We start from the raw sequence: 25,000 nt of genomic DNA on the forward strand, positions 1-25,000 counted from the left end.
TGGCGCACCTCGGGGCGATAGCGATCGAAGTGGGATTCGAACTGGGCGATCTGTCCCAGCGTCCTTTCGGCAATCAAACGGCGCACGGTAAGGAAATCCCCGTCCCAACGACGGTTGTGGAAGATACTGAGCAGCCGCTGCTGCTTTTCGGCCAGTTCGACCAGTGCTTTCGCTTCTGCCAGATCCAGAGCAAAGGGCTTATCGATCACCACATGTTTGCCTGCCAGCAGCGCCTGGCGGGCCAGAGGAGCGTGGGTGTCGTTGGGGGTGGCGATCACCACCAGATCGACGGTCTTATCGCTCAGTACCTCCTCCAGTGAACCGACCCGGCAGCCGGGCAGATCGGCCTGCACCTTGGCGGCATCGCGGCTCACTACCCAACTCAGGAACAAGCCCGGCGTGGTGGAGAGGAAGGGGGCGTGGAAGGTTTTGCCTGCAAAGCCATAGCCCACCAGGGCTGCGTTGAGAGTGTGGCTCATCGGGAGTTCTCCGCTGACATCGAGTGAGTGGGGTTGCCATCGCCGGCTCTCTGCCGGATGGCCATATGCTGTAAAGGCGATACAAACGAGAAGGGGGCCGATGGCCCCCTGAGTGTGCCCATCAGAGCACAGGATTTATTGCAAACACAAGCGGCGGCCGCGCCGAGTCATCAGCATCACCAGAGGCGGCAGCAGTAGCCACATATGCAGTGCCAGCTGGCTGAGCGGGTCGTGCATCAGGGCGCCGGTCAGACCAACCAGGGCGCCGGAGCCGCTCATCTGAAACAGGCCGAGCAGGGCCGCTGCGGTACCGGCGCAGTGGCCGAACGGTGCCAGCGCCATCCCGGCGGCAGCGCCCAGAATCATGGCAAAGCCGATGCTGGAGAGGAATACCGGCCCCATCATCGCCAGCGGATGTTCGATGTGCATGGCCAGAGTCAGGGTGATGGCCGAAAGCATCAACACCAGCAGGCCGATGCGCAGGGTGCGTCTTGGACCCACCTTGGCGATAAAGCGCGGCGCCATGAAGCAGGCCAGAATGTTGAGGGCGGCGTTGGCGGTAAACCAGTAGCTAAAGCCGCTCATATCGAGCCCCAGTTTCACCATCAGCTGCACCGGTGCGGCGGTGACATAAGCGAGGATCACCGCCATCGCCAGCATGCACAGCGCCGCGTTGAACAGGAAGCTGGGGGAGCGCAGTACCGGGCTGTAGCGAGACCAGCTGATGAGGGCGCCTTTGCTACGGGTCTCCTCCGGGCGGGTCTCCGGCATCCGCCACATCAGCCAGCTGCCGACGATGAGCGCATAACCGGCCATAAACCAGAAGTTGGCAGACCAGCCCGCCTTGGCGGTGAGCCAGCCACCGAGCAGGGGCGCCAGCGCAGGAATAAAGCAGATGGCGCCATTGAGGTAGGAGATCATCTGACCGCTCTTTTTCGGGCCGTAGCTGTCACGCACCACCGAGAAGGCGGCGACCGAGGTGGCGCAGGCGCCGAAGCCCTGCAGCACTCGCGCCAGCATCAATTCGCCGAGGCTGGCGGCAAAACCGGCCCCCAGCGCGCTCAGGCCATAGAGCAGCACGCCGCCCAGCGCGATGGGCTTGCGACCGTAGCGATCGGCCAGCGGGCCAACAAGCAGTTGCCCCAGTCCCATGCTGAACAGGAACCAGGTGATGGTGCCCTGCATCAGAGTTACTTCGGCGCCCAGTTGCTCGGCCATCTGCGGAATGGCGGGCAGGTAGATGTCGATAGCCAGCGGACTGAACAGCACCAGTAGTACGAGCAAAAGTATCAATGGCATCTGTCACCTCTTTAGTCAGCCAGGTTAATGAATTGGGGCGCGAGTCTACTGACTCACAGTAATGAATAGAAATGGTATTTAATCACTTTGGTTATTCCATTATGGAAACATGTATTAAAAAGCTGGTTATTCGATGGCGGAAAATCCCCCGCAACCCCATCACAGCGGGTGTAATTGACGCTTTTACTAAACGCTTGCGCCGCATAGAATGCGCAGATTATTTTTGCGGAGGTGCTCGATGAACAAGCTTGTCCTGGCAACAGGTAACCAGAAAAAGGTGAAGGAATTGGCCGCCATGCTGGCCGATATGAAGATCCAGGTGATCCCACAGAGCGAGTTTGCGGTCTCCGATGCCGATGAGACCGGCACCACCTTCGTCGAGAATGCCATCATCAAGGCCCGCCACGCCGCCCGCATTACCGGTCTGCCCGCCGTGGCCGATGACTCCGGTCTGGAAGTCGATCTGCTGCAAGGGCGCCCCGGCGTCTACTCCGCCCGTTTTGCCGGTGTGGGTGCTGGCGACAAGGCCAACATCGAGAAGCTGCTCGGTGAGCTGCAAGGTGCCCCCGAGTATCTGAAGAGCGCCCGCTTCTGGTGTGTGCTGGTCTATATGCGCCACGCCGACGATCCCACCCCCATCATCTGTCAGGCGAGCTGGGAAGGGATGATCATCGACGAGCCGCGCGGTCAACATGGCTTTGGCTATGACCCCGTCTTCTTCGTGCCGGATCACGACTGCACCGCCGCCCAGATGCCCGCCGAGCTGAAGAACCAGCTCAGCCATCGCGGTCAGGCGCTGGCCAAGCTCAAAGCGGCGCTGGCTGCGGCGCACTGAGTCACTTCGCCACCTTGTCGGTTACACACGGTCAATCACACATAGTCATCTACAATGGGGGCCTTGAGCCCCCGTTTTATTGGAAGCCCCATGCTGCAACTGCCGCCGCTCTCTCTCTATATTCATGTGCCCTGGTGCGTCCAGAAGTGCCCTTATTGTGACTTCAACTCCCATGCCCAGAAAGGGGAGTTGCCTCACCTCGAATATGTCGCCGCCCTGCTGGAGGATCTGGATCAGGATCTGAAGTGGGCGCAGGGGCGGCCGCTCTCCTCGATCTTTATCGGCGGCGGCACCCCCAGCCTGTTGACGGTGGAGGCGATGCAAACCTTGCTGGACGGGGTGCGGGCCCGCATTCCGCTCATCGCAGATTGCGAGATCACCATGGAGGCCAACCCGGGCACGGTGGAGGCGGATAAGTTCGCCGGTTTCCAACGCGCCGGCATCAACCGCATCTCCATCGGGGTACAGAGCTTCCAGCAGGAGAAGCTGACCCGGCTTGGGCGCATTCACGGCCCGGAAGAGGCGCGCAAGGCCGCTGCACTGGCCCATGCCATCAAGTTGCCTACCTTCAATCTGGATCTGATGCACGGTCTGCCGGATCAGAGTCTGGATGACGCCCTTTACGACCTGCAGCAGGCTATCGACTGCGCCCCGCCGCACCTCTCCTGGTATCAGCTCACCATAGAGCCGAACACGGCGTTTGCCTCCAAACCGCCCAAACTGCCGGAAGATGACACCCTGTGGGACATCTATGAGCAGGGCCACGCCATGCTCACCGCCAGCGGTTATCGCCAGTACGAAATCTCGGCTTATGCCAAAGAGGGCTACCAGTGCCATCACAACCTCAACTACTGGCGTTTCGGCGACTATCTGGGGATTGGCTGTGGCGCCCACGGCAAGGTGACCGATCTCGCGGATCAGCAGATCCTGCGCACTGCCAAGGTGAAGCATCCGAAAGGGTATCTGGACAAGAGTCGTCCCTATCTGGACGAGCAGTGGCAGGTGACGGCAGACGATCTGCCGCTCGAATACTTTATGAACCGCTTCCGCCTGTTTGAACCGGCCCCCAAGGCGGAGTTCGAGGCCTATACCGGCTTGCCGCTGGAAAGGGTAGAGACGGTGCTCGCCATCGCCCAAAGCAAGGAGCTGATCGAGGATTTGGGGGATAGCTGGCAGCTCACTTCTCTCGGCCATCGCTATCTGAACGTATTGCTCGAACTGTTTATGGATGAGTGAGCGGTGGTTGGCGAACCTTCTTTTATTTGAGGCTGATATGTGTCATTACCTTGAGGGCAGTACACCAGTGAGTTACAGCAAAAGAGAGCGGAGATGACAAAGATAAACGGCTTTGGTTGGGCTGTATTGGGGGTGATCGCGCTAGTTGGTAGCGGTGTTGCCTATTTAGCTATGCCGACCAAGCAGCAGGTTAATATCAGCCTGCGTGGCAATAATGACGGAGTCGATCGTACTGATGCAGTTAAGCAGAGGTTTGGCCAACTGGCCCGGCTATGTCCAGCGATAACCAAGGCCAAGTCAGTGACAGTTACCTATGAGCAAGGAGAGTTCCTTCTGTGGCGTAACGAGCAGCTCGGCTGGCAAAGTGACTATTACTTTCAAGCAGTGGACCGTGGTGGCGAAAACCACCATTTCTACCTGCGCGATGATGGTAAGGACGAGCTGATTATCAACGGCAAACAGTCTAGCCTCGATTGGTGTGGCATTCAGCAGAAGATGAATGGTTACTATCTGGCTGCCTTCTAGCCCCAGTATTGTGGGCTATAACCCCAGAGATCCACAAACAATCAGGGCACCTATGGAGCCCTGATTGTTTATGGTCGGAAGGAACCCGCTCAGCAGCAGACGCGGAACATCTGCTGTTGGCCGGGCTCCCACCGCTTGCCGAATTTGGCCTTGCGCTGGTAACTCCCCTTGCCCTTCTTGTTGCGCTCGACCCGGCTGCGAAACAGGGGATCACAGAGCAGGGCATGCAGATGGTTATCCTTTATCTCGCCGCGCTGGTGGGCATAGTTGCCCCCTTGCGCATGCTCCTCACGGGGGAGGGCGGGTTGGTCGACCCGAATCTTGGCCATGATGGCTCCTCTTCTTTTCTCTTGGTGTGTTGACTCTTGTGTCTGTATGGTGGTTTTCGCTGCGGGTGCCTGTGCAGGCTAGCGCCCGGCAACCGGATGCACTTGCACCGGTTAAAAACTCGGCGATTTTGTCACCAAATCGCCGCCGGAGCAATGCGTCGGGCGCGCCGAGTCAGTCACACTGAGCCAGGCACGCTCAGTCAGGCATACCACGTCAGCCGTGAACCGGGTCATGCTGGTCGTGGCTGTGGTGCTCGTGATGGGCAGGGGCGCCAGATTCCAGCGTCTCGAGGATGGCGCAGTGCTCCGCCGAGCGCGGCCCGCCGCAGCAGATATTGGAGAGCTCGCGCAGGTTGTCGCGAAAGCGGGTCAGTTCGATGATCTTCTGCTCCACCTGGGCCAGCTTGGTGTCGGCCACTGCTTTCACCTCCTGGCAGGTGACTTTGGCCTTGTTGGTATCGAGGTCGAGCAGCTCGCCGATATCGGCCAGCGAGAATCCCACCGACTTGGCGCGAATGATGAACTCCAGCCGCCGCTTGTCCTGTTCGCTGTAGAGGCGGTAGCCGGATTCGTTGCGGATCCCCGGTGAGATAAGCCCGTTCTTCTCGTAAAAACGCAGGGTATCTGCCTTGACCCCGCACGCCTTGGCCAGTTCACCGATCCGATACATGCTCTCTCTCCCCTTGAATGTATACCGCCACAAAAACCGGAATCCACTATCACCCCTTTGCCCATGGATTGCCAGCCAAGGGCATAAAAGGGGCAGATAAACATCTCCTGGCGACCCTTTTTCCCATAAAACACTGAAAGTGCAAACGTTTCGAGAAAATCAAGTGGAAAACGTTTAACGCCGCGCCAAATAAGGCTTTGCTGTTTCAAAAAATCCACCACAGGTCACATTTTTTGTGTAGAATACGCGCCCATAACAGAGCGCCGCACCAAGCGGGCATTTCTTAAAACGCTTTTGCCGGATGTTGGGGCGAGAGTGGTTTGCGAAATCCCCCACTTCCATTTATTTGGGGACTCTCTGTGTTGAGCCTCGCCTCCCATGGAATGGTCCCCGTTATGTTGAGGACGATAGTGTGATGGAACAAGCTCGACCCATTCGCCGTGCACTGCTGAGTGTGTCTGACAAAACTGGCATTCTGGAATTTGCCAAGGCACTCAACGAGCGTGGTGTTGCCCTGCTCTCCACGGGCGGTACCGCCAAGCTGCTTGGCGAGGCGGGTCTGCCGGTGACCGAGGTCTCCGACTACACGGGTTTCCCTGAAATGATGGATGGCCGGGTCAAGACCCTGCATCCCAAGGTTCATGGCGGCATCCTCGGCCGTCGGGATCAGGATGACGCCATCATGGCCCAGCACGCTATCTCCCCCATCGACATGGTTGTCGTCAACCTCTACCCCTTTGCTGCCACCGTGGCCAAAGCGGGCTGCACCCTGGCGGATGCGGTCGAGAACATCGACATCGGCGGTCCGACCATGGTGCGTTCTGCCGCCAAAAACCATAAAGATGTCGCCATCGTCGTCAAAGCTGCCGACTATGATCGGGTTATTCGCGAGATGGATGCCAACGGCAACAGCCTGAAACTGGCGACCCGTTTCGACCTGGCCATCGCCGCCTTCGAGCACACCGCTGCCTACGACGGCATGATCGCCAACTACTTCGGCACCATGGTGCCCTCTTATGGCGACAACAAGGAGGGTGACGAGGAGTCCCGCTTCCCGCGCACCTTCAACAGCCAGTTCATCAAGAAGCAGGACATGCGTTACGGCGAAAACAGCCATCAGGCTGCCGCCTTCTACGCCGAAGAGTATGCCGCTCCGGGTTCTGTCTCCAGCGCTATCCAGCTGCAGGGCAAGGCGCTCTCCTACAACAACATCGCCGATACCGATGCGGCGCTGGAGTGTGTGAAGGAGTTCGACGAGCCGGCCTGCGTCATCGTCAAGCATGCCAACCCCTGCGGCGTGGCCATCGGTAACGACCTGCTGAGTGCCTACGATCGCGCTTACCAGACCGACCCCACCTCTGCCTTCGGCGGCATCATCGCCTTCAACCGTGAGCTGGATGGCGCCACTGCGGCAGCCATCGTGGCCCGCCAGTTTGTTGAGGTGATCATCGCCCCGAGCGTCAGCCAGGAGGCCCGCGATGCGGTCGCCGCCAAGCAGAACGTGCGTCTGCTCGAATGCGGTCAGTGGACTGCTCCGGCGCAAGGGTTTGACCTCAAGCGCGTCAACGGCGGCCTGTTGGTACAGGAGCGGGATCTCGGCATGGTGACGCTGGGTGACCTGACCGTGGTCAGCAAGCGCCAGCCGACCGAGGCCGAGCTGCAGGATCTGCTGTTCTGCTGGAAAGTGGCCAAGTTCGTCAAATCCAACGCCATCGTCTACGCCAAAGATGGCCAGACCATCGGCGTCGGCGCAGGCCAGATGAGCCGCGTTTATTCGGCCAAAATCGCCGGTATCAAGGCGGCGGATGAAGGGCTGACCGTGGCGGGCTCCGTGATGGCATCCGATGCCTTCTTCCCGTTCCGCGACGGTATCGATGCTGCCGCGCAGGCCGGTATCTCCTGCGTGATCCAGCCGGGTGGTTCGATGCGCGATCAGGAGGTGATCGACGCCGCCGACGAGCACGGCATGTGCATGGTGTTCACCAACATGCGCCATTTCCGTCATTGATGGGTCAGGGGCTGCCGATGGCGGCCCTTTTGTTGTCTCTTTTCAACTGACTATTTCCACTGACTGACGGCCCGGGTGGCCGTCCAGTGACCACAAATAGAAGCGAGCGATACGATGAAAGTACTGATCATTGGCAACGGTGGCCGTGAACACGCTCTGGCCTGGAAGGCCAAACACTCCCCACTGGTGCGCCACGTTTTTGTGGCACCGGGCAATGCGGGCACCCAGCTTGAGCCGGGTGTCGAGAACGTCGCCATCGACGCGACCGATATCGAAGGGCTGCTGGCCTTTGCCAAAGAGAAGCAGGTCGGCCTCACCATCGTCGGGCCGGAAGCGCCGCTGGTGAAAGGGGTGGTGGATGCCTTCCGCGCCGCCGGTCAGCCGATCTTTGGCCCGACTGCTGCCGCTGCCCAGCTGGAAGGTTCCAAGGCTTTCACCAAGGATTTCCTGGCCCGTCACGCCATCCCGACCGCCGAGTATCAGAACTTCACCGAAGTGGAGCCTGCGCTCGCTTATCTGCGCGAGAAGGGCGCCCCCATCGTCATCAAGGCCGATGGTCTGGCGGCGGGCAAGGGGGTGATTGTCGCCATGACCTTGCAGGAGGCGGAAGACGCGGTGCGCGACATGCTCTCCGGCAATGCCTTTGGCGAAGCGGGCTCCCGGGTGGTGATTGAGGAGTTTCTGGAGGGTGAAGAGGCGAGTTTCATCGTCATGGTCGATGGCGAGCACGTGCTGCCGATGGCCACCAGTCAGGATCACAAGCGAGTTGGCGACGGTGATACCGGCCTCAACACCGGCGGTATGGGGGCTTACTCCCCGGCGCCTGTGGTGACCGCCGAGGTACATCGACGCGTGATGGAGCAGGTGATCATGCCGACCGTGCGCGGTATGGCGGCCGAAGGCAATGTCTACACCGGTTTCCTCTATGCCGGTTTGATGATCGACGGTGCTGGCAATCCCAAGGTGATCGAGTTCAACTGTCGTTTCGGCGATCCCGAGACCCAGCCCATCATGCTGCGGATGCAATCCGATCTGGTGGAGCTCTGTCTGGCGGCTTGCGCAGGCAAGCTGGATCAGAAAGAGGCCATCTATGATCCCCGCGCCGCCATCGGCGTGGTGCTGGCGGCGGGAGGCTATCCCGGCGATTACAGCACCAACCACCCCATCAACGGCTTGCCGGTGGATGAAGTGGCGGGCGAGAAGGTGTTCCATGCCGGTACCCGCCTGGAGGGCGATACCAGCCTGACCGCTGGCGGCCGCGTGTTGTGCGCCACCGCCCTCGGCCACACAGTGGCAGAAGCCCAGCAGCGTGCCTATCAGCTCGCTGGCCGCATCAAGTGGGATGGCGTCTTCTACCGCAAGGATATCGGCTGGCGCGCCATTGCTCGCGAACAGGAGTAACTGACACCAGCAAATGGTCAGCTGATTCAGACCCCGCTACGGCGGGGTTTTTTGTCGCTGTTTACCGCTTTCAACCATCCTCATGCTGCGCGTCACCGGCGTTCAGTCAGTTACCAAGCGCAAACAAGCGCGGCATATTTGTCACTATTTGCCACAAAAAACAGCATTTTTCACAAACGTTTCACCATGAGTCATGGCATCATGCTGGTGATGAATTCTTGTTTGGATTCATAAGTACCCCTAACAATTCGAGCATGTCGTTATATAAGGAAATCCCATGTTGAAAACCGTCCGCCCCCTGCTGCTGCCCCTGATGTTTGGCCTGATGACCCTGCCTGCCGTGGCGGGTGATCTGGAACAGCCGATGAAGAAGATTGGCTTCAACTACAAGCAGGCCGTCAAGGCTGATGATGCAGCCACCATGGAGAAGCACATCAACGAGATGAAGGCCCAGCTGGATGTGGCCAAGCAGAAGAACATGCCGGCCGCCAAGAAAGAGAAATTCCTTGAAGGGATGAATGAGGTACAGACCGAGCTGGACGCCAGCCTGGCCGCACTCAAGGCGGGTGATGAGGCCAAGGCGCGCGAACATCTGGCCAAGGTCAACGACCTGAAGAAGGAGTACCACAAATATGCCAAGCAAAAAGGGTGAGCCCTTTCGCTGGGATCCGCTGGTTCGCCTGACCCACTGGGGCTTGGCGGCGGTCTGCATCGGCAACCTCTGGGTTAACGAAGCGGGAGAGGAGTGGCACGAGTGGCTGGGTTACGGTGCCATTGGGCTGGTCTCCTTGCGTCTGCTCTGGGGGCTCACTTTTGCCCGTGGCTACGCTCGCCTTGGTGCCCTCATCCCCAGCGGTGAGGATTTTCGCCAGCAAGCGCGCGAGATGCGTGAGCGGCAGCCTCCGGCACCGGGTCATCACGGTAGCGGCAAGCTGGCCGTGTGGGCGCTCTGGCTGGTTGTGCTGGCCACCGCTGGCAGCGGCTGGTTTCAAAATACCGAGACGGGATTTGAACTGGGAGCTGACGAGTGGCATGAGTGGTGCGTGGTGGCACTACAGGGGCTGATAGGTCTGCACCTGCTGGCCATCGTCTTCACCTCCTGGCGTCAGCGCAGCAATCTGGTTACCCGGATGCTACCCGCCGGGCGTCGATCGTCCATCCAGAGCGGCAGCAATGAGCAAACCTGAGGCTCAGCATTAGGCTCCTTGTCTCTGAGTGAGGCGCCTGATCCGGACCCTGCCCAGACCCGCCCATGGCGGGTCTTTTCTATGACCTCATCGAGCTCACCACAGGGCATTGCCCGATACGTAGATGCAAAAAGGCCGCTCATTATGAGCGGCCTTTTCTAATTTGGTGGCCCCTGGGGGACTTGAACCCACGACCAATCGATTATGAGTCGACTGCTCTGACCAACTGAGCTAAGGGGCCAAATTGTGCGTTTAGCGGCGTGGATTATAGGGGAAGAGGAAAGGGCAGTCTATAGGCATATCAACCACTTGGCGACTAATTGTCCAGCTTGATTGAGGGCGCAAAGAGGGTTGCAAGGGTAAATGCCAGACAAAACAAAGCCCCGCATGGCGGGGCTTTGGCAGATCAGTTTGACACAGGGTCAGGACTATTCGTCCAGGAAGCTGCGCAGCACTTCCGAGCGGCTCGGGTGGCGCAGTTTGCGCAGTGCCTTGGCTTCGATCTGACGAATACGCTCACGGGTAACGTCGAACTGCTTGCCCACTTCCTCGAGGGTGTGGTCAGTGTTCATGTCGATACCGAAACGCATCCGCAGTACCTTGGCTTCGCGGGCGGTCAGGCCAGCCAGCACTTCGCGGGTGGCGTTGCGCAGGCTTTCGCTGGTCGCCGCATCCGCTGGTAGAGCCAGGGTGGTATCTTCGATAAAGTCGCCCAAGTGGGAATCTTCATCATCACCGATGGGCGTCTCCATGGAGATAGGCTCTTTGGCGATCTTCAGTACCTTGCGGATCTTGTCTTCCGGCATGCCCATGCGCATGGCCAGCTCTTCCGGGTTCGGTTCGCGCCCCATCTCCTGCAGCATCTGACGGGAGATACGGTTGAGCTTGTTGATGGTCTCGATCATGTGTACCGGGATACGGATGGTACGGGCCTGATCCGCGATGGAGCGGGTAATAGCCTGACGGATCCACCAGGTAGCGTAGGTCGAGAACTTGTAGCCACGACGGTATTCAAACTTGTCTACCGCCTTCATCAGACCGATGTTGCCCTCCTGGATCAGATCCAGGAACTGCAGACCGCGGTTGGTGTACTTCTTGGCGATAGAGATAACCAGGCGCAAGTTGGCCTCAACCATCTCTTTCTTCGCACGGCGGGCTTTGGCCTCACCGATGCTCATACGACGGTTGATATCCTTGATCTGGGCAATCGACAGACCGGTCTCTTCTTCAATCTGCTGCAGCTTGCCGATGGCTCGCTGAATATCCTCGTCCATTTCAACCAGACGGGGAGACCAGGCTTTGCCAGCCTGCTTCTGGTATTCAAACCAAGCAGTTTCACACTCGTTGTTGGTGAAGGCCGCGACGAAGGTTTTCTTCGGCATCTTGGCCTGCTCAACGCAGAGCTTCATGATGATGCGTTCCTGCACGCGGACGCGCTCCATCATTTCACGCATGTTGTTAACCAGGCGATCGAACTGCTTGGGCATCAGGCGGAATTGACGGAATACATCGGCCAGCTGGGCGATGGCGGCCTGGGTATCTTCGTGCGCTCGACCATTCTTCTGAATGGAGAGGCGGGTCACTTCATACTGGGCACGCAGTTCGCCGAACTTCTCGCGAGCGACTTCCGGATCCGGACCACCGTCACCGTCGTCGTCAGAGCTGTCGCCATCTTCGTCTTCGTCTTCTTCGTCTTCTTCATCTTCGTCGGCCAGATCGTCTTCGCCGAGCTCGGAACCGATATGCGTGGCGGTAGGTGCCATGTCTTCGGTTTCGTTCGGGTCAATAAAGCCAGAGATGATGTCAGAGAGACGGAGCTGCTCGGCTTCATACTTGTCGTACTGTTCGAGCAGGTAAGTAATTGCTTCAGGGTACTCGGCTACGGAGCTTTGTACCTGGTTGATACCGTCTTCGATCCGCTTGGCGATGTCGATTTCGCCTTCACGGGTCAGCAGTTCGACGGTACCCATTTCCCGCATGTACATGCGGACGGGATCGGTCGTGCGACCAATCTCAGATTCAACAGATGCCAGAGCCTGGGCCGCTGCTTCGGCAGCGTCCTCATCGGCGGTACCACCTTCAGCCATGATAAGGTCATCGGCATCCGGAGCGTTTTCAACCACTTGAATGCCCATATCGTTGATCATCTGAATGATGTCTTCGATCTGGTCTGAATCGACAATGTCTTGCGGGAGGTGATCGTTCACCTCGGCATAGGTCAGGTAGCCCTGTTCTTTACCTTTGGCAACGAGGAGTTTAAGCTGAGACTGCGGGGTTTGCTCCATAGAACTCATCCGGTTGGTGTTGCTAGGTTGCGCGTACAGTGCGCTGCTGCGCAAATAGCCAATTCTAATAGAAAACCGCCAGACATGCTATGTCTGGTTGCGGCGTCGGTCATGAGAAACCCCTGCCCGCAGTATTGTCGGGGCCAGGTGGTTATAAAAATTTTGCTTTTCATCCCGTCGATTCGGGCAACGCTATCCATATTGGGACTAATCACTCAAATATCAAGCCCCACTCTCATTTCTTTTCTCAATTTGCACCTCTCTTATCAGCATCATCAGCTCTTGGGTTTCTTCGGAGCTTAGTCCTTCCTGAGCCACTTTGGCCTGCAATTCTTCGATCCGCTGTTTCAGAAACTGGTTGATGAAGCCGACGAAGGTGTCCTGCAATTCTCCCAGAATATCTGGCTCCTGATCGAGTTTGATCTCCTCGAACAGGTCGTGCATGGCCAGCTGAGCAAGGATCTCTCCCTCCTTGGTTCCACGCCAGTGTTCCAGCAGGATACCGGTTGTGATACTAGGCTGTGCCAGGATCTGCTGGTGCAGTTGCAGCAGGAACTTGATGCCCTGTACGCGTAGTCCGGCCAATTCCGGCATGGGGGGAAGCTCAGCCGTTACTGCCGGATATTGCACCATCAGTGCCAGCGCACGCCGCAGTGGCGTCAGCTTGGCTGCCTTGGGTTTGTTGACCTCGGCCTTGGGCTGACTGTTGCGGGCAAAGAGCTCGGCGATGCGCTGCTTGTTCTCACCCCAGCGCATCATGCTGGAGAGGCGGGTGATCAGCCCTTCGCGGGTAAACCCTTCCGGTACGCGACGAATAAGCTCGGCGGCCTTGTTGGCCACTTCGAACTTGCCTGCCTCACCCGAGAGCGCCGCATCCCGGCCGAGACGCTCGAACATGAAGTCGGCGAATGGCTGGGCTTCATCGAGCAAGGCTTCGAAGCCCTCCTTGCCGATCTGGCGTACCAGCGAGTCGGGATCCTCGCCATCGGGCAGGAACACGAACTTCAGCTCGCGGCCATCCTGCAGATGAGGGAGGGCATTATCCAGCGCGCGCCAGGCGGCTTCACGACCGGCGTTGTCACCATCGTAGCAGCAGACGACCTCGGCGGTGGTGCGAAACAGGGTGTGGATATGGTCGCTGGTCGTTGCAGTGCCCAGCGCCGCCACCGCATAGTCGATGTCGTACTGACCGAGTGCCACCACATCCATGTAGCCTTCCACCACCAGGATCCGGCGTGGATCCTTGTGTGCCTGCTTCACCTCGTAGAGACCGAACAGCTCCCGCCCTTTATGGAAGATGGGGGTCTCCGGCGAGTTCAGGTATTTGGGGGTGCCATCACCCAGCACCCGGCCACCGAAACCGATGACCCGGCCACGCTTGTCACGGATCGGGAACATGATGCGATCGCGGAAACGGTCATAACTGCCCGGGCCATTGTCACGGGTGATCAGCATGCCGCCCGAGATAAGCAACTGCTCGTGATCCCGGCTGGCGCCAAAGCGACGGCGTACCTGATCCCAATCGCTGGGTGCATAGCCAATGTTAAATCGTTTGACCACTTCACCGGTCAGGCCACGTCCCTTGAGGTACTCCACCGCATGGGGAGCACTCTTGAGATTGCTCTCGTAGAAGCGGGCAATCTGGTTCATCAGCTCGAACAGATCCTTGCTGACGGCGGGCTGATTATTGGCCGAGCCGCCGATACTCTGCTCGCGAGGTACCTGCATGCCTTGCATGCTGGCGAGCTCTTCGATGGCATCGGGAAATTCGAGACCGTCGTACTCCATGACAAAGCCGATGGCGTTGCCGTGGGCGCCACAACCGAAACAGTGATAGAACTGCTTCTCCTGGCTGACGGTAAAAGAGGGGCTTTTTTCGTTATGAAAAGGGCAGCAAGCCTGGTAGTTCTTACCGGCTTTTTTCAGCCGCACTCGCGAGTCGATCAGCTCGACTATGTCTGTGCGTACGAGCAGATCGTCGATAAAGGATTGGGGGATCCTACCTGCCATAACCGTCCTGTTTCATTGCGGAGAAAATAAAAAAGCCGCGCATTCCAAGGGAAGCACGGCTTCTTCGACCAAACAAGAGAGTTGCCTGTTACGCCAAGCGGGTTTTCACCTGAGCACTGACGGCGCCGACATCGGCACGCCCCTGAATTTTCGGCTTCAAGACAGCCATGACCTTGCCCATATCAGCCATGATGGCAGCACCACTTTCAGTGATGGCTTGCTCGATCAGGGCGGCAATTTCATCTGCGGTCAGCTGTTGCGGCAGGAATTCCTGCAACACAACGATCTCGGCGGACTCTTTGTCGGCGAGATCCTGGCGACCGGCAGCTTCAAATTGGCTGATGGAATCGCGGCGCTGTTTGACCATTTTGGTCACGACAGCGAGGATATCCTCATCATTCAGCTCGATACGGGTATCGACTTCACGTTGCTTGATTTCTGCCATCAACAAGCGGATCGCTCCCAGACGTGCCTTGTCTTTGGCAAGCATTGCGAGCTTTTGCTGATCCTTGAGTTGATCCTTCAGAGACACGGCAATATCTCCCGATTAGTACAGGCGGATACGACGTGCGTTTTCGCGAGACAGCTTCTTGGCGTGACGCTTGACAGCAGACGCTTTGGCGCGCTTACGAATGGTAGTCGGCTTCTCGTAGAACTCACGGCTACGAACTTCGGACAGGATACCGGCTTTTTCGCAAGAACGCTTGAAACGACGCAGAGCAACGTCAAACGGCTCATTTTCACGGACTTTGATTACTGGCATGTGCCTTTCACCTCAGTGATAAATTGTTAGCTGACCTTCAATCGATCAGCATGTCTTAAAATGGTGCGAAATTATACTCTGGACAGGGAATGAAAGTAAACCCGCAGAGATCGCTCTGGTTTAAAAAACCCGCGAAGGTTACCATAGCCGTCTCATTTTAGCAGTGAAATTTTTTAGCAATGCGTGTATTGGGCATAGAGACATCCTGTGACGAAACCGGGATCGCGATCTTCGACGATCAAAAAGGGATCCTTTCCCATCAGTTATACAGCCAGGTCAAGCTGCATGCGGACTACGGTGGCGTCGTCCCCGAACTCGCCAGCCGGGATCATGTTCGCAAGACGATCCCGTTGATCCAGGCCGCATTGCAAGAGGCGGGACTGGGCAAAGATGACATCGACGGCATCGCGTATACCGCGGGTCCGGGTCTGGTTGGCGCCATTCTGGTGGGGGCGACCATTGGCCGCTCGCTGGCGATGGCGTGGAACAAGCCGGCCATTGCCGTCCATCATATGGAAGGGCACCTGCTGGCCCCCATGCTGGAAGAGAAGGCTCCCGAGTTCCCCTTCGTGGCGCTGCTGGTTTCCGGTGGTCACTCCATGCTGGTACGGGTTGATGGCATCGGCAGTTATCAGCTGTTGGGCGAATCCATCGACGATGCCGCTGGCGAAGCGTTCGACAAGACCGCCAAGCTGATGGGGCTGGACTATCCGGGTGGCCCGCTGCTCTCCCGTCTGGCCGAGAAGGGCACTAAGGGGCGCTTCCACTTCCCCCGTCCCATGACTGATCGCCCAGGGCTCGACATGAGCTTCTCCGGCCTCAAGACCTTCACCGCCAACACCATCGCCGCCAATGGTGATGATGAGCAGACCCGTGCCGATATCGCTCGGGCGTTTGAAGATGCGGTGGTCGATACCCTGGCCATCAAGTGCCGTCGTGCTTTGAAAGAGACCGGTCTTAAGCGCCTGGTGGTCGCCGGTGGCGTCAGTGCCAACCGTCATCTGCGTGCCCAGCTGGCGGAGCTGATGGAGAGCCTCAAGGGCGAGGTGTTCTATCCGCGCACTGAATATTGCACCGATAACGGCGCCATGATTGCCTATGCCGGTATGCAGCGCCTGAAAGCGGGCGTGTTTGAGCCGCTGGCGGTCAAAGCCGTGCCGCGCTGGCCGCTGGATACCCTGGATCCGGTCTGATCCGACGGATCCCGCCTTCTGGCGTGGTGGTGAGTACCATGGTGGCCTATCGCTCCTGCAATCCGGCAGCGGTGGTTATAGCGCCGCTGGCACGCTGTTGTGCTGTCTGCTGTCGCCGTGGTTGAGCCATCCGGATAAGACGTCAGGTCTCTTGCTGCCAGACAGCCAAGCACAGAGTAAAGAGATAAAAAAATCCCCGCCAACTGGCGGGGATTTTTATTTGGCGATCGGCAGGCGATGAATTACAGCAAGATGCCGCCGAAGAAGAAGCCCAGCGCCACGGCGATGGCGATGGTGGCGGTGCCCGGTACGAAGAAGGGGTGGTTGAAGACCGCCTTACCGATACGGGTGGATCCGGTGTCGTCCATCTCTACCGCAGCCAGCAGGGTTGGGTAGGTCGGCAGTACAAACAGGGCGCTCACGGCTGCGAAAGAGGCAATCGCAGTCAGCGGGCTGACACCCAGTGCCAGAGCGGCAGGCATCAGGGCTTTGGTGGTTGCACCCTGTGAGTAGAGCAGCATGGCGGCAAAGAACAGTACCACGGCCAGCAGCCAGGAGTACTGGTTCAGCAGGTCGCCAGCGATCAGCTGGATGGTGTCCATGTTGCCTTTCACGAAGACGTTACCCAGCCAGGCGACACCCAGTACGCAGATACAGGCGGACATACCGGACTTGAAGGTCGGCATGTTGGTGACCTGGGTGGCGTCCAGTTTGCACACCAGGGTCATGATGGTGGCCGCGGCCAGCATGATGCCCATGATGGCGCCGTCACGGGGGATTGGCGGGTTGGTGATCAGACCCACTTTACCGGAGATGGCAGTGGCATAAGCCATGACAGCAACGATGGCGGCGATGAAGATCCAGACAGACAGTTTGGCGTACGGTTTGATCTCGAGCTTGGTAGTACCACGCAGTTTGATCAGGCCCTTGGCTTTACGCTCCAGATAGACTTCGTCCTGCTCCAGCGGCTTGCCCATCATGTTGGCAATGAAGGCGCCCAGGATACAGGCCAGGAAGGTGGAGGGGATGCAGATGGCCAGCAGGGTCAGGTAGTCAACACCAAATGGCTCGAGCATGCCGGAGAAGGCAACCACAGCTGCAGAGATCGGGGAGGCTGTGATGGCGATCTGGGAGGCGACAACCGCGATGGAGAGCGGACGGGATGGGCGGATCCCTTGCTCTTTGGCCACTTCCGCGATCACCGGCAGGGTGGAGAAGGCGGTATGACCGGTACCGGCCAGCATGGTCATCAGGTAGGTGACCACCGGGGCGGCGAAGGTGATGTATTTGGGGTTCTTGCGCAGCGCTTTTTCTGCCAGGAAGACCAGGTAGTCCATCCCGCCAGCCAGTTGCATACAGGCGATGGCGCAGATGACGGACGCGATGATCATGATCACATCCCAAGGGATGTAGCTGACCAGTTGATCGCTCGGGATGGGCATGCCCAGACCCCACGTCAATACCAGTACCCCCAGACCACCGGCAAAGCCGATGCCGATGCTGCCTATCCGGGCCCCCAGATAGATAGCGGCGAGCACGACAAGTAACTCGATTCCAATCATAGCGATAACTCCATTTTTTAGTTTTTGGTTTTTATTTGGCAAAAAGCCAATTCCCGATCGGGCTGGGGATAAAGACCAATCGGGAACTGACTTTATGGGCCGGGAAGATCCCGGCCCACACTCGCTTATACGGCAGCTTCGCGGGTGAAACGCTTGGCTTTGTATTGCGGGTTCATCAGGTTCTCGATGGAGAGAATTTCGTCCAGCTGCTCGGCGCTCAGCAGGCCACGCTCAAGAACGACTTCGCGGACGTTTTTGCCGGTCTGGGCACAGATCTTGCCGACGATATCCCCTTCGTGGTGGCCGATGAAGGGGTTCAGGTAGGTCACGATACCGATGGAGTTCAGCACGTGATTCATGCAGATTTCCGGGTTGGCGGTGATACCTTCCACGCACTTCTCGCGCAGGGAAATACAGGCTTTTTCCATCAGGCTCAGGGATTCGAACATTGCCTGACCAATCACCGGCTCCATGACGTTCAGCTGCAGCTGACCGGCTTCAGCGGCGAAGGTGATGGTGATGTCGTTACCGAATACCTTGAAGCAGGATTGGTTGACCACTTCCGGGATAACCGGGTTGACCTTGGCCGGCATGATGGAGGAACCCGCCTGCATTTCCGGCAGGTTGATCTCTTTCAGAGCAGTGCGCGGGCCGGAGGAGAGCAGACGCAGGTCGTTACAGATCTTGGACAGCTTCATGGCCAGACGCTTGATGGCGCCGTGCAGCATGACGTAGGCGCCACAGTCGGAGGTCGCTTCGATCAGGTCTTCTGCCGGCACATAGGCACGACCGGTGATCTCGGCCAGACGCTTGATGGCCAGTGCAGAGTACTCGGGCGGAGTGTTCAGACCGGTACCGATGGCGGTCGCGCCCAAGTTCACTTCCAGCAGCAGCTCCTGGCAACGCTTGATGGACTTGATCTCTTCACGCAGGGTCACGGCGAACGCGTGGAACTCCTGACCCAGGGTCATCGGAACTGCATCTTGCAGCTGGGTACGGCCCATCTTCAGGATGTTTTTGAACTCTTTCGCTTTGGCATCGAATGCCGCGATCAGGTGCTCCAGCGCGTGCAGAGTCACGTCAGTGCTGTTGACCACAGCAACGCGGAAGCCGGTGGGGTAGGCATCGTTGGTGGACTGGCACTTGTTGACGTGATCGTTCGGGTTGATGACGTCGTAACGGCCTTTCTCCAGACCCATGATTTCCAGGGCGATGTTGGCCAGTACTTCGTTGGTGTTCATGTTGACGGAGGTGCCGGCACCACCCTGGTAAACGTCGACTGGGAACTGGTCGAAGCATTTGCCGGTGTTCAGCATCAGGTCGCAGGCTTCTACGATCTTGTCAGCAATTTCAGGACGGATGGTACCCAGTTCACCGTTTGCCAGCGCAGCGGCCTTCTTGGTCAGCACCATACCGCGGACGAATTCCGGAACGTCAGAAATCTTCTGAGAGCTGATCTTGAAGTTCTCGACAGCGCGCAGGGTGTGCACACCGTAGTAGAGATCATTGGAAACTTCTTTGGTGCCCAGCAGGTCTTCTTCAATGCGGACGTTCTTGATGTCGCTCATTGTAATGCCTCAGAAATCAGATAAATGGAAAAATCCTCACCGAGTGGTCGCGAGTTCCTTGCGCACAGCTCATCCTGAAGCACCACACATCGAGTGGGGCGGTTGGGAGAATGACCTCCCGAAAAACTAATCAATATACTACTCCAATTGAGGTATCGGTTATTAGAGGTGGATCACTAAATTTGCGACATTTTCAAATTACTTTGAGGAAAGTACACATATGTTATGAAGTTTTTATCATGATGATTTTTATAAATTTTTGTGACTTTTTGCTGGTTTTTTAGATTGCTGATGACGTAGGAGTCAGTTGGTCAACTTGAAAAGAGGGGGGCTGCCCCCATTTATTCAGGGCAGAAAGTGGTGATGACGGGGCGGCAAAATCGCCTCCGGCCATCGTTGGATGGGCGCCACTTTTTCTCAATTTACCGGTGCTGGAGTGGATATGGGCAAGTTGTTTTTGTTGTTGGTGGGTCTGGTTGTGCTGGAGCTCACCGTGATGATCGAGGTCGGCTCGGTAATCGGGGCGCTGCCGACTGTCGGCTTGCTCATCCTGACTGCGGTACTGGGCTCCTCGTTGGTGCGCAGTGAAGGGATCAAGACCCTGTTCAGCGCCCAGCAAAAGATGCAGATGGGAGAGATGCCGGGCCGCGAGGTGATGGGGGGGATGATGCTGGCGTTGGCCGGTTTGCTGCTGATTATCCCGGGTTTCGTGACCGACATTTTCGGTGTGCTGTTGCTGCAACCTTGGCTGCGCAACAAACTGGCTGACAAGCTGATCGGCAGCAGCCAGTTCCGGATGCAGATGGGCGGTATCCAGCGTACTCAATCGCCGTTTGGCAGCGCACCGTCCGATGATCATCTGGGGAACGCCAAGCAGGGCGGCACCACCATCGAAGGCGAGTTTGAGCGCAAAGAGTGAGCGTAAAGAGTAATCGACGAGACGAAAACCCGAGGCGAGTGACTGAATCAGGGTTTGCCCTGATGGCACAAGGCTTCGAAGCGGTGTCGGGCATACCACCACGCGAGGGTGCCCGCCGCCAGATTGGCCAGCAGTATCCCCAGATATATCCCCTGTTCTCCTCCATGCTTTGCCCCCAGCCAGGCTCCTGGCAACAGAAAACCAAACAGCCGCAATCCGTTGAACAAGAACGAGATACTGGATGCTCGCACGCCATTGAGTGCCGAGGCCAACAGCATCACCATGCCCTGAAAGCCGTAACCGATCGGCACCAGATGCAGATAGAGAATGATGAGGCGAATGACCTGCGGATGATCGCTGAACAGGTTGGCGATGAGTGGCGCCAGTAGCCAGGTCAGGCCATAGATGGCGAGCTGGAACAGCAACGCAAAACTCATGCAGCTCTGCAGTGCAACCTTGGCGCGGGCAGGATTGCCAGCGCCGCAGTTTTGCGAGATGAAAGGAGCCAGTACGGAGGCGAGGGCCATCATCACAATCAGCAGCAGTGCCTCGACCCGCGACGCGGCGCCGTAAGCGGCCACCACCTCGGTACCCAGTCCTGCAAAGATCGTCATCAGCACCGCATTGGCCAGGGGGTTGAGCATATTTGTAAAAGAGGCGGGGACGGCGACATGGAGCAAGGCCCGCCAGTGGGTCAGCAACCGGGCCTGCGGCGAGAGGCGCCACAGCAGCAAGCCCTCCCGATGACGCAGGATATAGAGGCTGACCAGCATTGCCATCAACCAGGAGAGAGAGGTGGCGATGGCGGCCCCGCGGATCCCCCACTCGGGAAAGGGGCCGATACCGAAGATCAACAGAGGATCCAGTACCCCGTTGACCAACCCGGCTACTGCCATCACCAGACTGGGGGTTTTGGTGTCGCCGGTCGCCCGGATGGCGGCATTGCCCACCATGGGCAGCACCAGCATGGGGACGGTGAGATACCAGATCAGCATGTAGTCATGGATGAGGGAGATAAGCTCGGCACTGGCCCCCAACAGAGTAAACAGAGGCTTGATGGTGAGAGCGCCCCCCGCGGAGAGCAGGGCCACCATGATCACCGCCAGAAACAGGCTGTCGGTGGCGAGATGGGCTGCCTCATCGTGTTTGCCCTGCCCCAGGGTATGACCGATCACCGCTGACAATCCGGCGCCCAATCCCATCGCCAGCGAGGTAACCACAAAAGTGACGGGAAAAGTAAAACTGATGGCGGCCAGAGCTTCGGTGCCCAGCATACCGATAAAAAAGGTATCGACCAGATTGAAGGCCAGAATGGCGATGATGCCGAAGATCATGGGGCCCGTCATCTGGCGCAGTACGACCGGAATAGGGGCTGTCAACATGGGGTTGGTGCGGGTCAAGGGCTCGTCTCTACAGCTGGCTTTGAAGGTTCTGGCATGGAAACCGGGCGGCTTGAACCGACCTTGCACCAGAGTGCGGACATGGCTGAACCATCGAAGATGTTTATAGTACGTGAAAAAATTTTTTTTGTATTTGCCCTTGAAGGGTTAGCAACTCTGCCCCACATCAGGGACATATCTGATTTGGCCTGGAACGGCCATTCCTCAAAGCAACAATGAGACTCATTTTGGGAGAGTTATCGATGAAAATTCGTCCACTGCACGACCGCGTCATCATCAAGCGCATCGAAGCTGAAGCCAAATCTGCCGGCGGTATCGTCTTGACTGGTACTGCGGCCCAGAAGTCCACCCGTGGTGAAGTGCTTGCCGTGGGGACTGGTCGCATCCTGGATAATGGCGAAGTCAAAGCGCTGGCCGTGAAGGTTGGTGACAAGGTTATCTTCAACGAAGGCTACGGTGTGAAGACCGAGAAGCTGGATGGTCAGGACGTCCTGATCCTTTCCGAAACCGACATCCTGGCGATTGTCGAAGAGTAATCCATCCTCCTTTTCCCCGAATTGATTTAAGGATTGAAGAAAAATGGCAGCTAAAGACGTTAAGTTTGGTAACGAAGCCCGCATCAAGATGCTGGAAGGCGTAAACATCCTGGCTGATGCCGTCAAGGTGACTCTGGGCCCGAAAGGCCGCAACGTGGTGCTGGACAAGTCCTTCGGCGCCCCGACCATCACTAAAGATGGCGTTTCTGTTGCGCGCGAAATCGAGCTGGAAGACAAGTTCCAGAACATGGGCGCCCAGATGGTCAAGGAAGTGGCTTCCAAGGCGAACGATGCCGCCGGTGACGGTACCACTACTGCAACCGTTCTGGCTCAGGCTATCGTCAACGAAGGTCTGAAAGCCGTTGCCGCCGGTATGAACCCGATGGACCTGAAGCGCGGTATCGACAAGGCCGTTGTGGCTGCTGTTGCCGAGCTGCAAGCGCTGTCCCAGCCGTGCGCTGACAGCAATGCCATCGCTCAGGTAGGCACTATCTCCGCCAACTCCGACGAGAAAGTGGGCAAGCTGATTGCTGAAGCCATGGACAAAGTGGGTCGCGATGGCGTCATCACCGTTGAAGATGGTCAGGGTCTGGAAGATGAGCTGGCAGTTGTTGAAGGTATGCAGTTCGACCGCGGCTACCTGTCCCCCTACTTCATCAACAAGCAAGAGACCGGTTCCGTTGAACTGGACGACCCGTTCATCCTGCTGGTTGACAAGAAAGTCTCCAACATCCGCGAAATGCTGCCGGTGTTGGAAGGCGTTGCCAAAGCTGGCAAGCCGCTGCTGATTGTTGCTGAAGACGTAGAAGGCGAAGCCCTGGCGACTCTGGTGGTCAACACCATGCGCGGTATCGTGAAAGTGGCTGCCGTTAAGGCGCCTGGCTTCGGTGACCGTCGCAAGGCCATGCTGCAGGATATCGCTGTACTGACTGGCGGTACTGTCATTTCCGAAGAAGTGGGCATGGAGCTGGAAAAAGCGACTCTGGAAGATCTGGGTCGTGCCAAGCGTATCGTCATCACCAAAGAGAACACCACCATCATCGATGGTGTGGGTGATGCCGGTGTGATCGAAGGCCGTGTTGCCCAGATCCGTCAGCAGATCGAAGAGACCTCTTCCGACTACGATCGTGAGAAGCTGCAAGAGCGCGTAGCCAAGCTGGCTGGCGGTGTTGCCGTGATCAAGGTTGGCGCAGCCACCGAAGTCGAGATGAAAGAGAAGAAAGCCCGCGTTGAAGATGCCCTGCACGCTACCCGCGCCGCGGTTGAAGAAGGTGTGGTTGCCGGTGGTGGTGTTGCGTTGGTTCGCGTTGCAGCCAAACTGGCTGGTCTGCGCGGTGACAACGAAGACCAGAACGTCGGTATCAAGGTTGCCCTGCGCGCCATGGAAGCCCCGCTGCGTCAAATTGTCATCAACGCCGGTGAAGAAGCCTCCGTCATTGCCAATGCAGTGAAGAACGGCGAAGGCAACTTCGGTTACAACGCTTACAGCGAACAGTATGGCGACATGCTGGCCATGGGTATCCTGGATCCGACCAAGGTAACCCGTTCCGCCCTGCAGTTTGCCTCTTCCATCGCCGGTCTGATGATCACCACCGAGTGCATGGTCACCGAACTGCCGAAGAAAGATACCCCTGCTATGCCTGACATGGGCGGCATGGGTGGCATGGGCATGATGTAATCATCCCCCTTGTTCTGTTTGACAAACGGCTCGCTCAAGGCGAGCCGTTTTTTTATATCTGGCTAAACTGAGTCTGTTGAGACAGCAAATCTGGGGGCGATATGAAAATGTTTGGTTGGCTGACACTACTGTGTTCATTGCTCATCATGCCGGTGATGGCTGCTGAGGCGCTGACTGGGCCGGTGATCCTGAAAGTCGGTGGTAACATCAGGTCGGCAGACGAAGTTGATGGCAAGGTGTTGTTTGATCTGGCTAAACTGCAGGCTCTGCCGCAACATGAGATAGTGACAGGCAACCCGTGGGTGGATAAGCCGCACACCTACAGAGGCCCAAAACTGGCCGATGTATTGGCTGCAGTCGGTGCGGATGGCAAGACCATTACGTTGACTGCGCTGAACAGTTTCCAGGTCCGCATTGAATGGGACAAGGTTGCCAAATACGAGCCCATCCTCGCATGGGAAGACAACGGTGCTGTCATGCGGGTGCGTGACAAGGGGCCGGTCTGGTTTATGCTGCCTCTTGATCAATATCCGGAATTGAAGCGATCCGAATATACCGACATGATGATCTGGCAGCTGGATTTGATAGACATTCAGCACTGATAAAAACAGCACGGGAGCATGGGGTGAAAGGAAAGACCAGGGCGTGGCCACTGCTCGTCATTCTGTATGTATCCATCCTGTCGTTTACCGGGAGCACCCTCTATTGCCTGATGCAGATCCAGAATGCGACCAGAGCGATGGAGAAATACACCTATGATGTCTCCTGGGCGCTGATGCAGTTGCAACTGGAGCTCGGGCGTTTCCTGAATGCGGTAGAGGTCTATCACTATGGCGGTATTGATCATGACACCTTGATGTTGCGTTATGACATTCTCTGGGGCAGAACGCCCATCCTTTTGAGCGGCCAGCTGCGCAAGAGCATGCAGGACAAGCAGAAAACCTTGCGTCTGGTGCAGCTGATTGAAACCAATATTCGCCAAATAGAGCCCGACATCACCAAGTTGCAAAGTGGGGCATCTGACTATCAGCAGATCATGATGCGCCTTGCCCCGCTGCAAGAGCCGCTCTCCTACTCCCTCGCTTCTGTGATGCAGAAGAACATCAACGTCTATTCC

General features: G+C 57.6%; 24 protein-coding genes and 1 tRNA gene (1 of these 25 cut by a window edge). 13 read left to right on the plus strand and 12 right to left on the minus strand.

The window, feature by feature from the left end; genetic code table 11:
• Both AB5Y92_RS20640 and AB5Y92_RS20645 read right to left on the minus strand, forming a co-directional pair.
• Nucleotides 1–479: Gfo/Idh/MocA family oxidoreductase (locus AB5Y92_RS20640; RefSeq protein WP_368227534.1), on the minus strand; the 479-nt coding region annotated here is incomplete at its 3' end.
• A gap of 135 nt (nucleotides 480–614) precedes the next feature.
• Nucleotides 615–1,778 carry a multidrug effflux MFS transporter gene (locus tag AB5Y92_RS20645; RefSeq protein ID WP_368227536.1) on the minus strand — a complete coding sequence of 388 codons (1,164 nt, stop codon included), beginning with the start codon at nucleotides 1,776–1,778 and terminating at the stop codon, nucleotides 615–617.
• Nucleotides 1,779–2,016: 238 nt separating this feature from the next.
• Between AB5Y92_RS20645 and rdgB the strand changes: the two genes are divergently transcribed.
• The 3 genes from rdgB to AB5Y92_RS20660 all read left to right on the plus strand — a co-directional run bounded on the left by rdgB (nucleotide 2,017) and on the right by AB5Y92_RS20660 (nucleotide 4,374).
• Nucleotides 2,017–2,613 (plus strand): RdgB/HAM1 family non-canonical purine NTP pyrophosphatase, encoded by a 597-nt coding sequence (gene rdgB / locus AB5Y92_RS20650; RefSeq protein ID WP_005340539.1) that lies wholly within the window; start codon nucleotides 2,017–2,019, stop codon nucleotides 2,611–2,613.
• Nucleotides 2,614–2,703: 90 nt separating this feature from the next.
• The gene (gene hemW, locus AB5Y92_RS20655; RefSeq protein WP_368227538.1) at nucleotides 2,704–3,849 is read left to right on the plus strand and encodes a radical SAM family heme chaperone HemW; all 1,146 of its coding nucleotides are present in this window, start codon (nucleotides 2,704–2,706) and stop codon (nucleotides 3,847–3,849) included.
• A gap of 93 nt (nucleotides 3,850–3,942) precedes the next feature.
• Nucleotides 3,943–4,374 carry a hypothetical protein gene (locus tag AB5Y92_RS20660; protein ID WP_139410266.1) on the plus strand — a complete coding sequence of 144 codons (432 nt, stop codon included), beginning with the start codon at nucleotides 3,943–3,945 and terminating at the stop codon, nucleotides 4,372–4,374.
• 89 nt (nucleotides 4,375–4,463) lie between these two features.
• Here the strand turns inward: AB5Y92_RS20660 and AB5Y92_RS20665 are convergent, their stop codons facing one another.
• Nucleotides 4,464–4,703 carry an alternative ribosome-rescue factor A gene (locus tag AB5Y92_RS20665; RefSeq protein ID WP_368227539.1) on the minus strand — a complete coding sequence of 80 codons (240 nt, stop codon included), beginning with the start codon at nucleotides 4,701–4,703 and terminating at the stop codon, nucleotides 4,464–4,466.
• 214 nt (nucleotides 4,704–4,917) lie between these two features.
• Nucleotides 4,918–5,373, minus strand: coding sequence for a Zn(2+)-responsive transcriptional regulator (gene zntR / locus AB5Y92_RS20670; protein WP_005341244.1), 456 nt, complete (start codon nucleotides 5,371–5,373; stop codon nucleotides 4,918–4,920).
• Nucleotides 5,374–5,788: 415 nt separating this feature from the next.
• On the opposite strand from zntR, the gene purH reads away from it, so the two are divergent.
• The 4 genes from purH (at nucleotide 5,789) to AB5Y92_RS20690 (ending at nucleotide 9,969) form a co-directional block, all read left to right on the plus strand.
• Nucleotides 5,789–7,381: a bifunctional phosphoribosylaminoimidazolecarboxamide formyltransferase/IMP cyclohydrolase gene (gene purH, locus AB5Y92_RS20675; protein ID WP_368227541.1), complete on the plus strand. Its 1,593-nt coding sequence runs from the start codon at nucleotides 5,789–5,791 to the stop codon at nucleotides 7,379–7,381.
• 114 nt (nucleotides 7,382–7,495) lie between these two features.
• Nucleotides 7,496–8,782, plus strand: coding sequence for a phosphoribosylamine--glycine ligase (gene purD, locus AB5Y92_RS20680; protein ID WP_368227543.1), 1,287 nt, complete (start codon nucleotides 7,496–7,498; stop codon nucleotides 8,780–8,782).
• Between the two features lie 277 nt (nucleotides 8,783–9,059).
• Complete coding sequence (locus AB5Y92_RS20685; RefSeq protein ID WP_005349056.1) at nucleotides 9,060–9,434, plus strand: cytochrome b562; 375 nt, start codon at nucleotides 9,060–9,062, stop codon at nucleotides 9,432–9,434.
• Entirely contained in the window at nucleotides 9,415–9,969 is a 555-nt protein-coding gene (locus AB5Y92_RS20690; RefSeq protein ID WP_005358118.1) for a cytochrome b/b6 domain-containing protein, read from the plus strand. Before AB5Y92_RS20685 ends, AB5Y92_RS20690 begins: the two co-directional genes overlap by 20 nt.
• 164 nt (nucleotides 9,970–10,133) lie before the next feature.
• On the opposite strand, the gene AB5Y92_RS20695 is transcribed toward AB5Y92_RS20690, so the two are convergent.
• The 5 genes from AB5Y92_RS20695 to rpsU all read right to left on the minus strand — a co-directional run bounded on the left by AB5Y92_RS20695 (nucleotide 10,134) and on the right by rpsU (nucleotide 15,027).
• A tRNA-Ile gene (locus tag AB5Y92_RS20695) sits at nucleotides 10,134–10,210 on the minus strand.
• Between the two features lie 187 nt (nucleotides 10,211–10,397).
• A complete protein-coding gene (gene rpoD / locus AB5Y92_RS20700) occupies nucleotides 10,398–12,293 on the minus strand; it encodes an RNA polymerase sigma factor RpoD (RefSeq protein WP_263718854.1) in 1,896 nt (631 codons plus the stop codon).
• 183 nt (nucleotides 12,294–12,476) lie between these two features.
• Nucleotides 12,477–14,264: a DNA primase gene (gene dnaG, locus AB5Y92_RS20705; RefSeq protein WP_139473194.1), complete on the minus strand. Its 1,788-nt coding sequence runs from the start codon at nucleotides 14,262–14,264 to the stop codon at nucleotides 12,477–12,479.
• 88 nt (nucleotides 14,265–14,352) lie between these two features.
• The gene (locus tag AB5Y92_RS20710) at nucleotides 14,353–14,796 is read right to left on the minus strand and encodes a GatB/YqeY domain-containing protein (protein WP_042084472.1); all 444 of its coding nucleotides are present in this window, start codon (nucleotides 14,794–14,796) and stop codon (nucleotides 14,353–14,355) included.
• Between the two features lie 15 nt (nucleotides 14,797–14,811).
• Nucleotides 14,812–15,027 (minus strand): 30S ribosomal protein S21, encoded by a 216-nt coding sequence (gene rpsU, locus AB5Y92_RS20715; RefSeq protein WP_005309452.1) that lies wholly within the window; start codon nucleotides 15,025–15,027, stop codon nucleotides 14,812–14,814.
• A gap of 179 nt (nucleotides 15,028–15,206) precedes the next feature.
• On the opposite strand from rpsU, the gene tsaD reads away from it, so the two are divergent.
• Entirely contained in the window at nucleotides 15,207–16,220 is a 1,014-nt protein-coding gene (gene tsaD, locus AB5Y92_RS20720; protein WP_005341236.1) for a tRNA (adenosine(37)-N6)-threonylcarbamoyltransferase complex transferase subunit TsaD, read from the plus strand.
• 242 nt (nucleotides 16,221–16,462) lie between these two features.
• Here the strand turns inward: tsaD and AB5Y92_RS20725 are convergent, their stop codons facing one another.
• Together AB5Y92_RS20725 and aspA are read right to left on the minus strand one after the other, a co-directional pair.
• Nucleotides 16,463–17,782 carry an anaerobic C4-dicarboxylate transporter gene (locus AB5Y92_RS20725; protein ID WP_021229055.1) on the minus strand — a complete coding sequence of 440 codons (1,320 nt, stop codon included), beginning with the start codon at nucleotides 17,780–17,782 and terminating at the stop codon, nucleotides 16,463–16,465.
• A gap of 125 nt (nucleotides 17,783–17,907) precedes the next feature.
• Nucleotides 17,908–19,350 (minus strand): aspartate ammonia-lyase, encoded by a 1,443-nt coding sequence (aspA, locus tag AB5Y92_RS20730; RefSeq protein WP_005340569.1) that lies wholly within the window; start codon nucleotides 19,348–19,350, stop codon nucleotides 17,908–17,910.
• Nucleotides 19,351–19,792: 442 nt separating this feature from the next.
• On the opposite strand from aspA, the gene AB5Y92_RS20735 reads away from it, so the two are divergent.
• Nucleotides 19,793–20,269: an FxsA family protein gene (locus tag AB5Y92_RS20735; protein ID WP_368227545.1), complete on the plus strand. Its 477-nt coding sequence runs from the start codon at nucleotides 19,793–19,795 to the stop codon at nucleotides 20,267–20,269.
• A 47-nt stretch (nucleotides 20,270–20,316) separates the two neighbouring features.
• Here the strand turns inward: AB5Y92_RS20735 and AB5Y92_RS20740 are convergent, their stop codons facing one another.
• Nucleotides 20,317–21,651, minus strand: a complete 1,335-nt coding sequence (locus tag AB5Y92_RS20740; RefSeq protein ID WP_368227547.1) for an MATE family efflux transporter — start codon at nucleotides 21,649–21,651, stop codon at nucleotides 20,317–20,319.
• A 260-nt stretch (nucleotides 21,652–21,911) separates the two neighbouring features.
• Here AB5Y92_RS20740 and AB5Y92_RS20745 point away from each other — a divergent pair, with 260 nt between their 5' ends.
• From AB5Y92_RS20745 to AB5Y92_RS20760, 4 genes are all read left to right on the plus strand, one after another.
• Entirely contained in the window at nucleotides 21,912–22,205 is a 294-nt protein-coding gene (locus AB5Y92_RS20745; RefSeq protein WP_005340573.1) for a co-chaperone GroES, read from the plus strand.
• Nucleotides 22,206–22,248: 43 nt separating this feature from the next.
• Nucleotides 22,249–23,883 (plus strand): chaperonin GroEL, encoded by a 1,635-nt coding sequence (gene groL / locus AB5Y92_RS20750; protein WP_005340575.1) that lies wholly within the window; start codon nucleotides 22,249–22,251, stop codon nucleotides 23,881–23,883.
• A 101-nt stretch (nucleotides 23,884–23,984) separates the two neighbouring features.
• The gene (locus AB5Y92_RS20755; protein ID WP_368227549.1) at nucleotides 23,985–24,485 is read left to right on the plus strand and encodes a molybdopterin-binding oxidoreductase; all 501 of its coding nucleotides are present in this window, start codon (nucleotides 23,985–23,987) and stop codon (nucleotides 24,483–24,485) included.
• Nucleotides 24,486–24,508: 23 nt separating this feature from the next.
• A protein-coding gene (locus tag AB5Y92_RS20760) for a putative bifunctional diguanylate cyclase/phosphodiesterase (RefSeq protein ID WP_368227552.1) crosses the window boundary here: on the plus strand, nucleotides 24,509–25,000 show its 5' end (the start). It continues 1,440 nt past the right edge of the window; the window shows 492 of its 1,932 coding nt (coding positions 1–492); its start codon is at nucleotides 24,509–24,511; its stop codon lies beyond the right edge, outside the window.

The organism is Aeromonas sp. R1-1 (genome assembly GCF_040908495.1).
In the GTDB taxonomy this organism is placed as follows: domain Bacteria; phylum Pseudomonadota; class Gammaproteobacteria; order Enterobacterales; family Aeromonadaceae; genus Aeromonas; species Aeromonas veronii.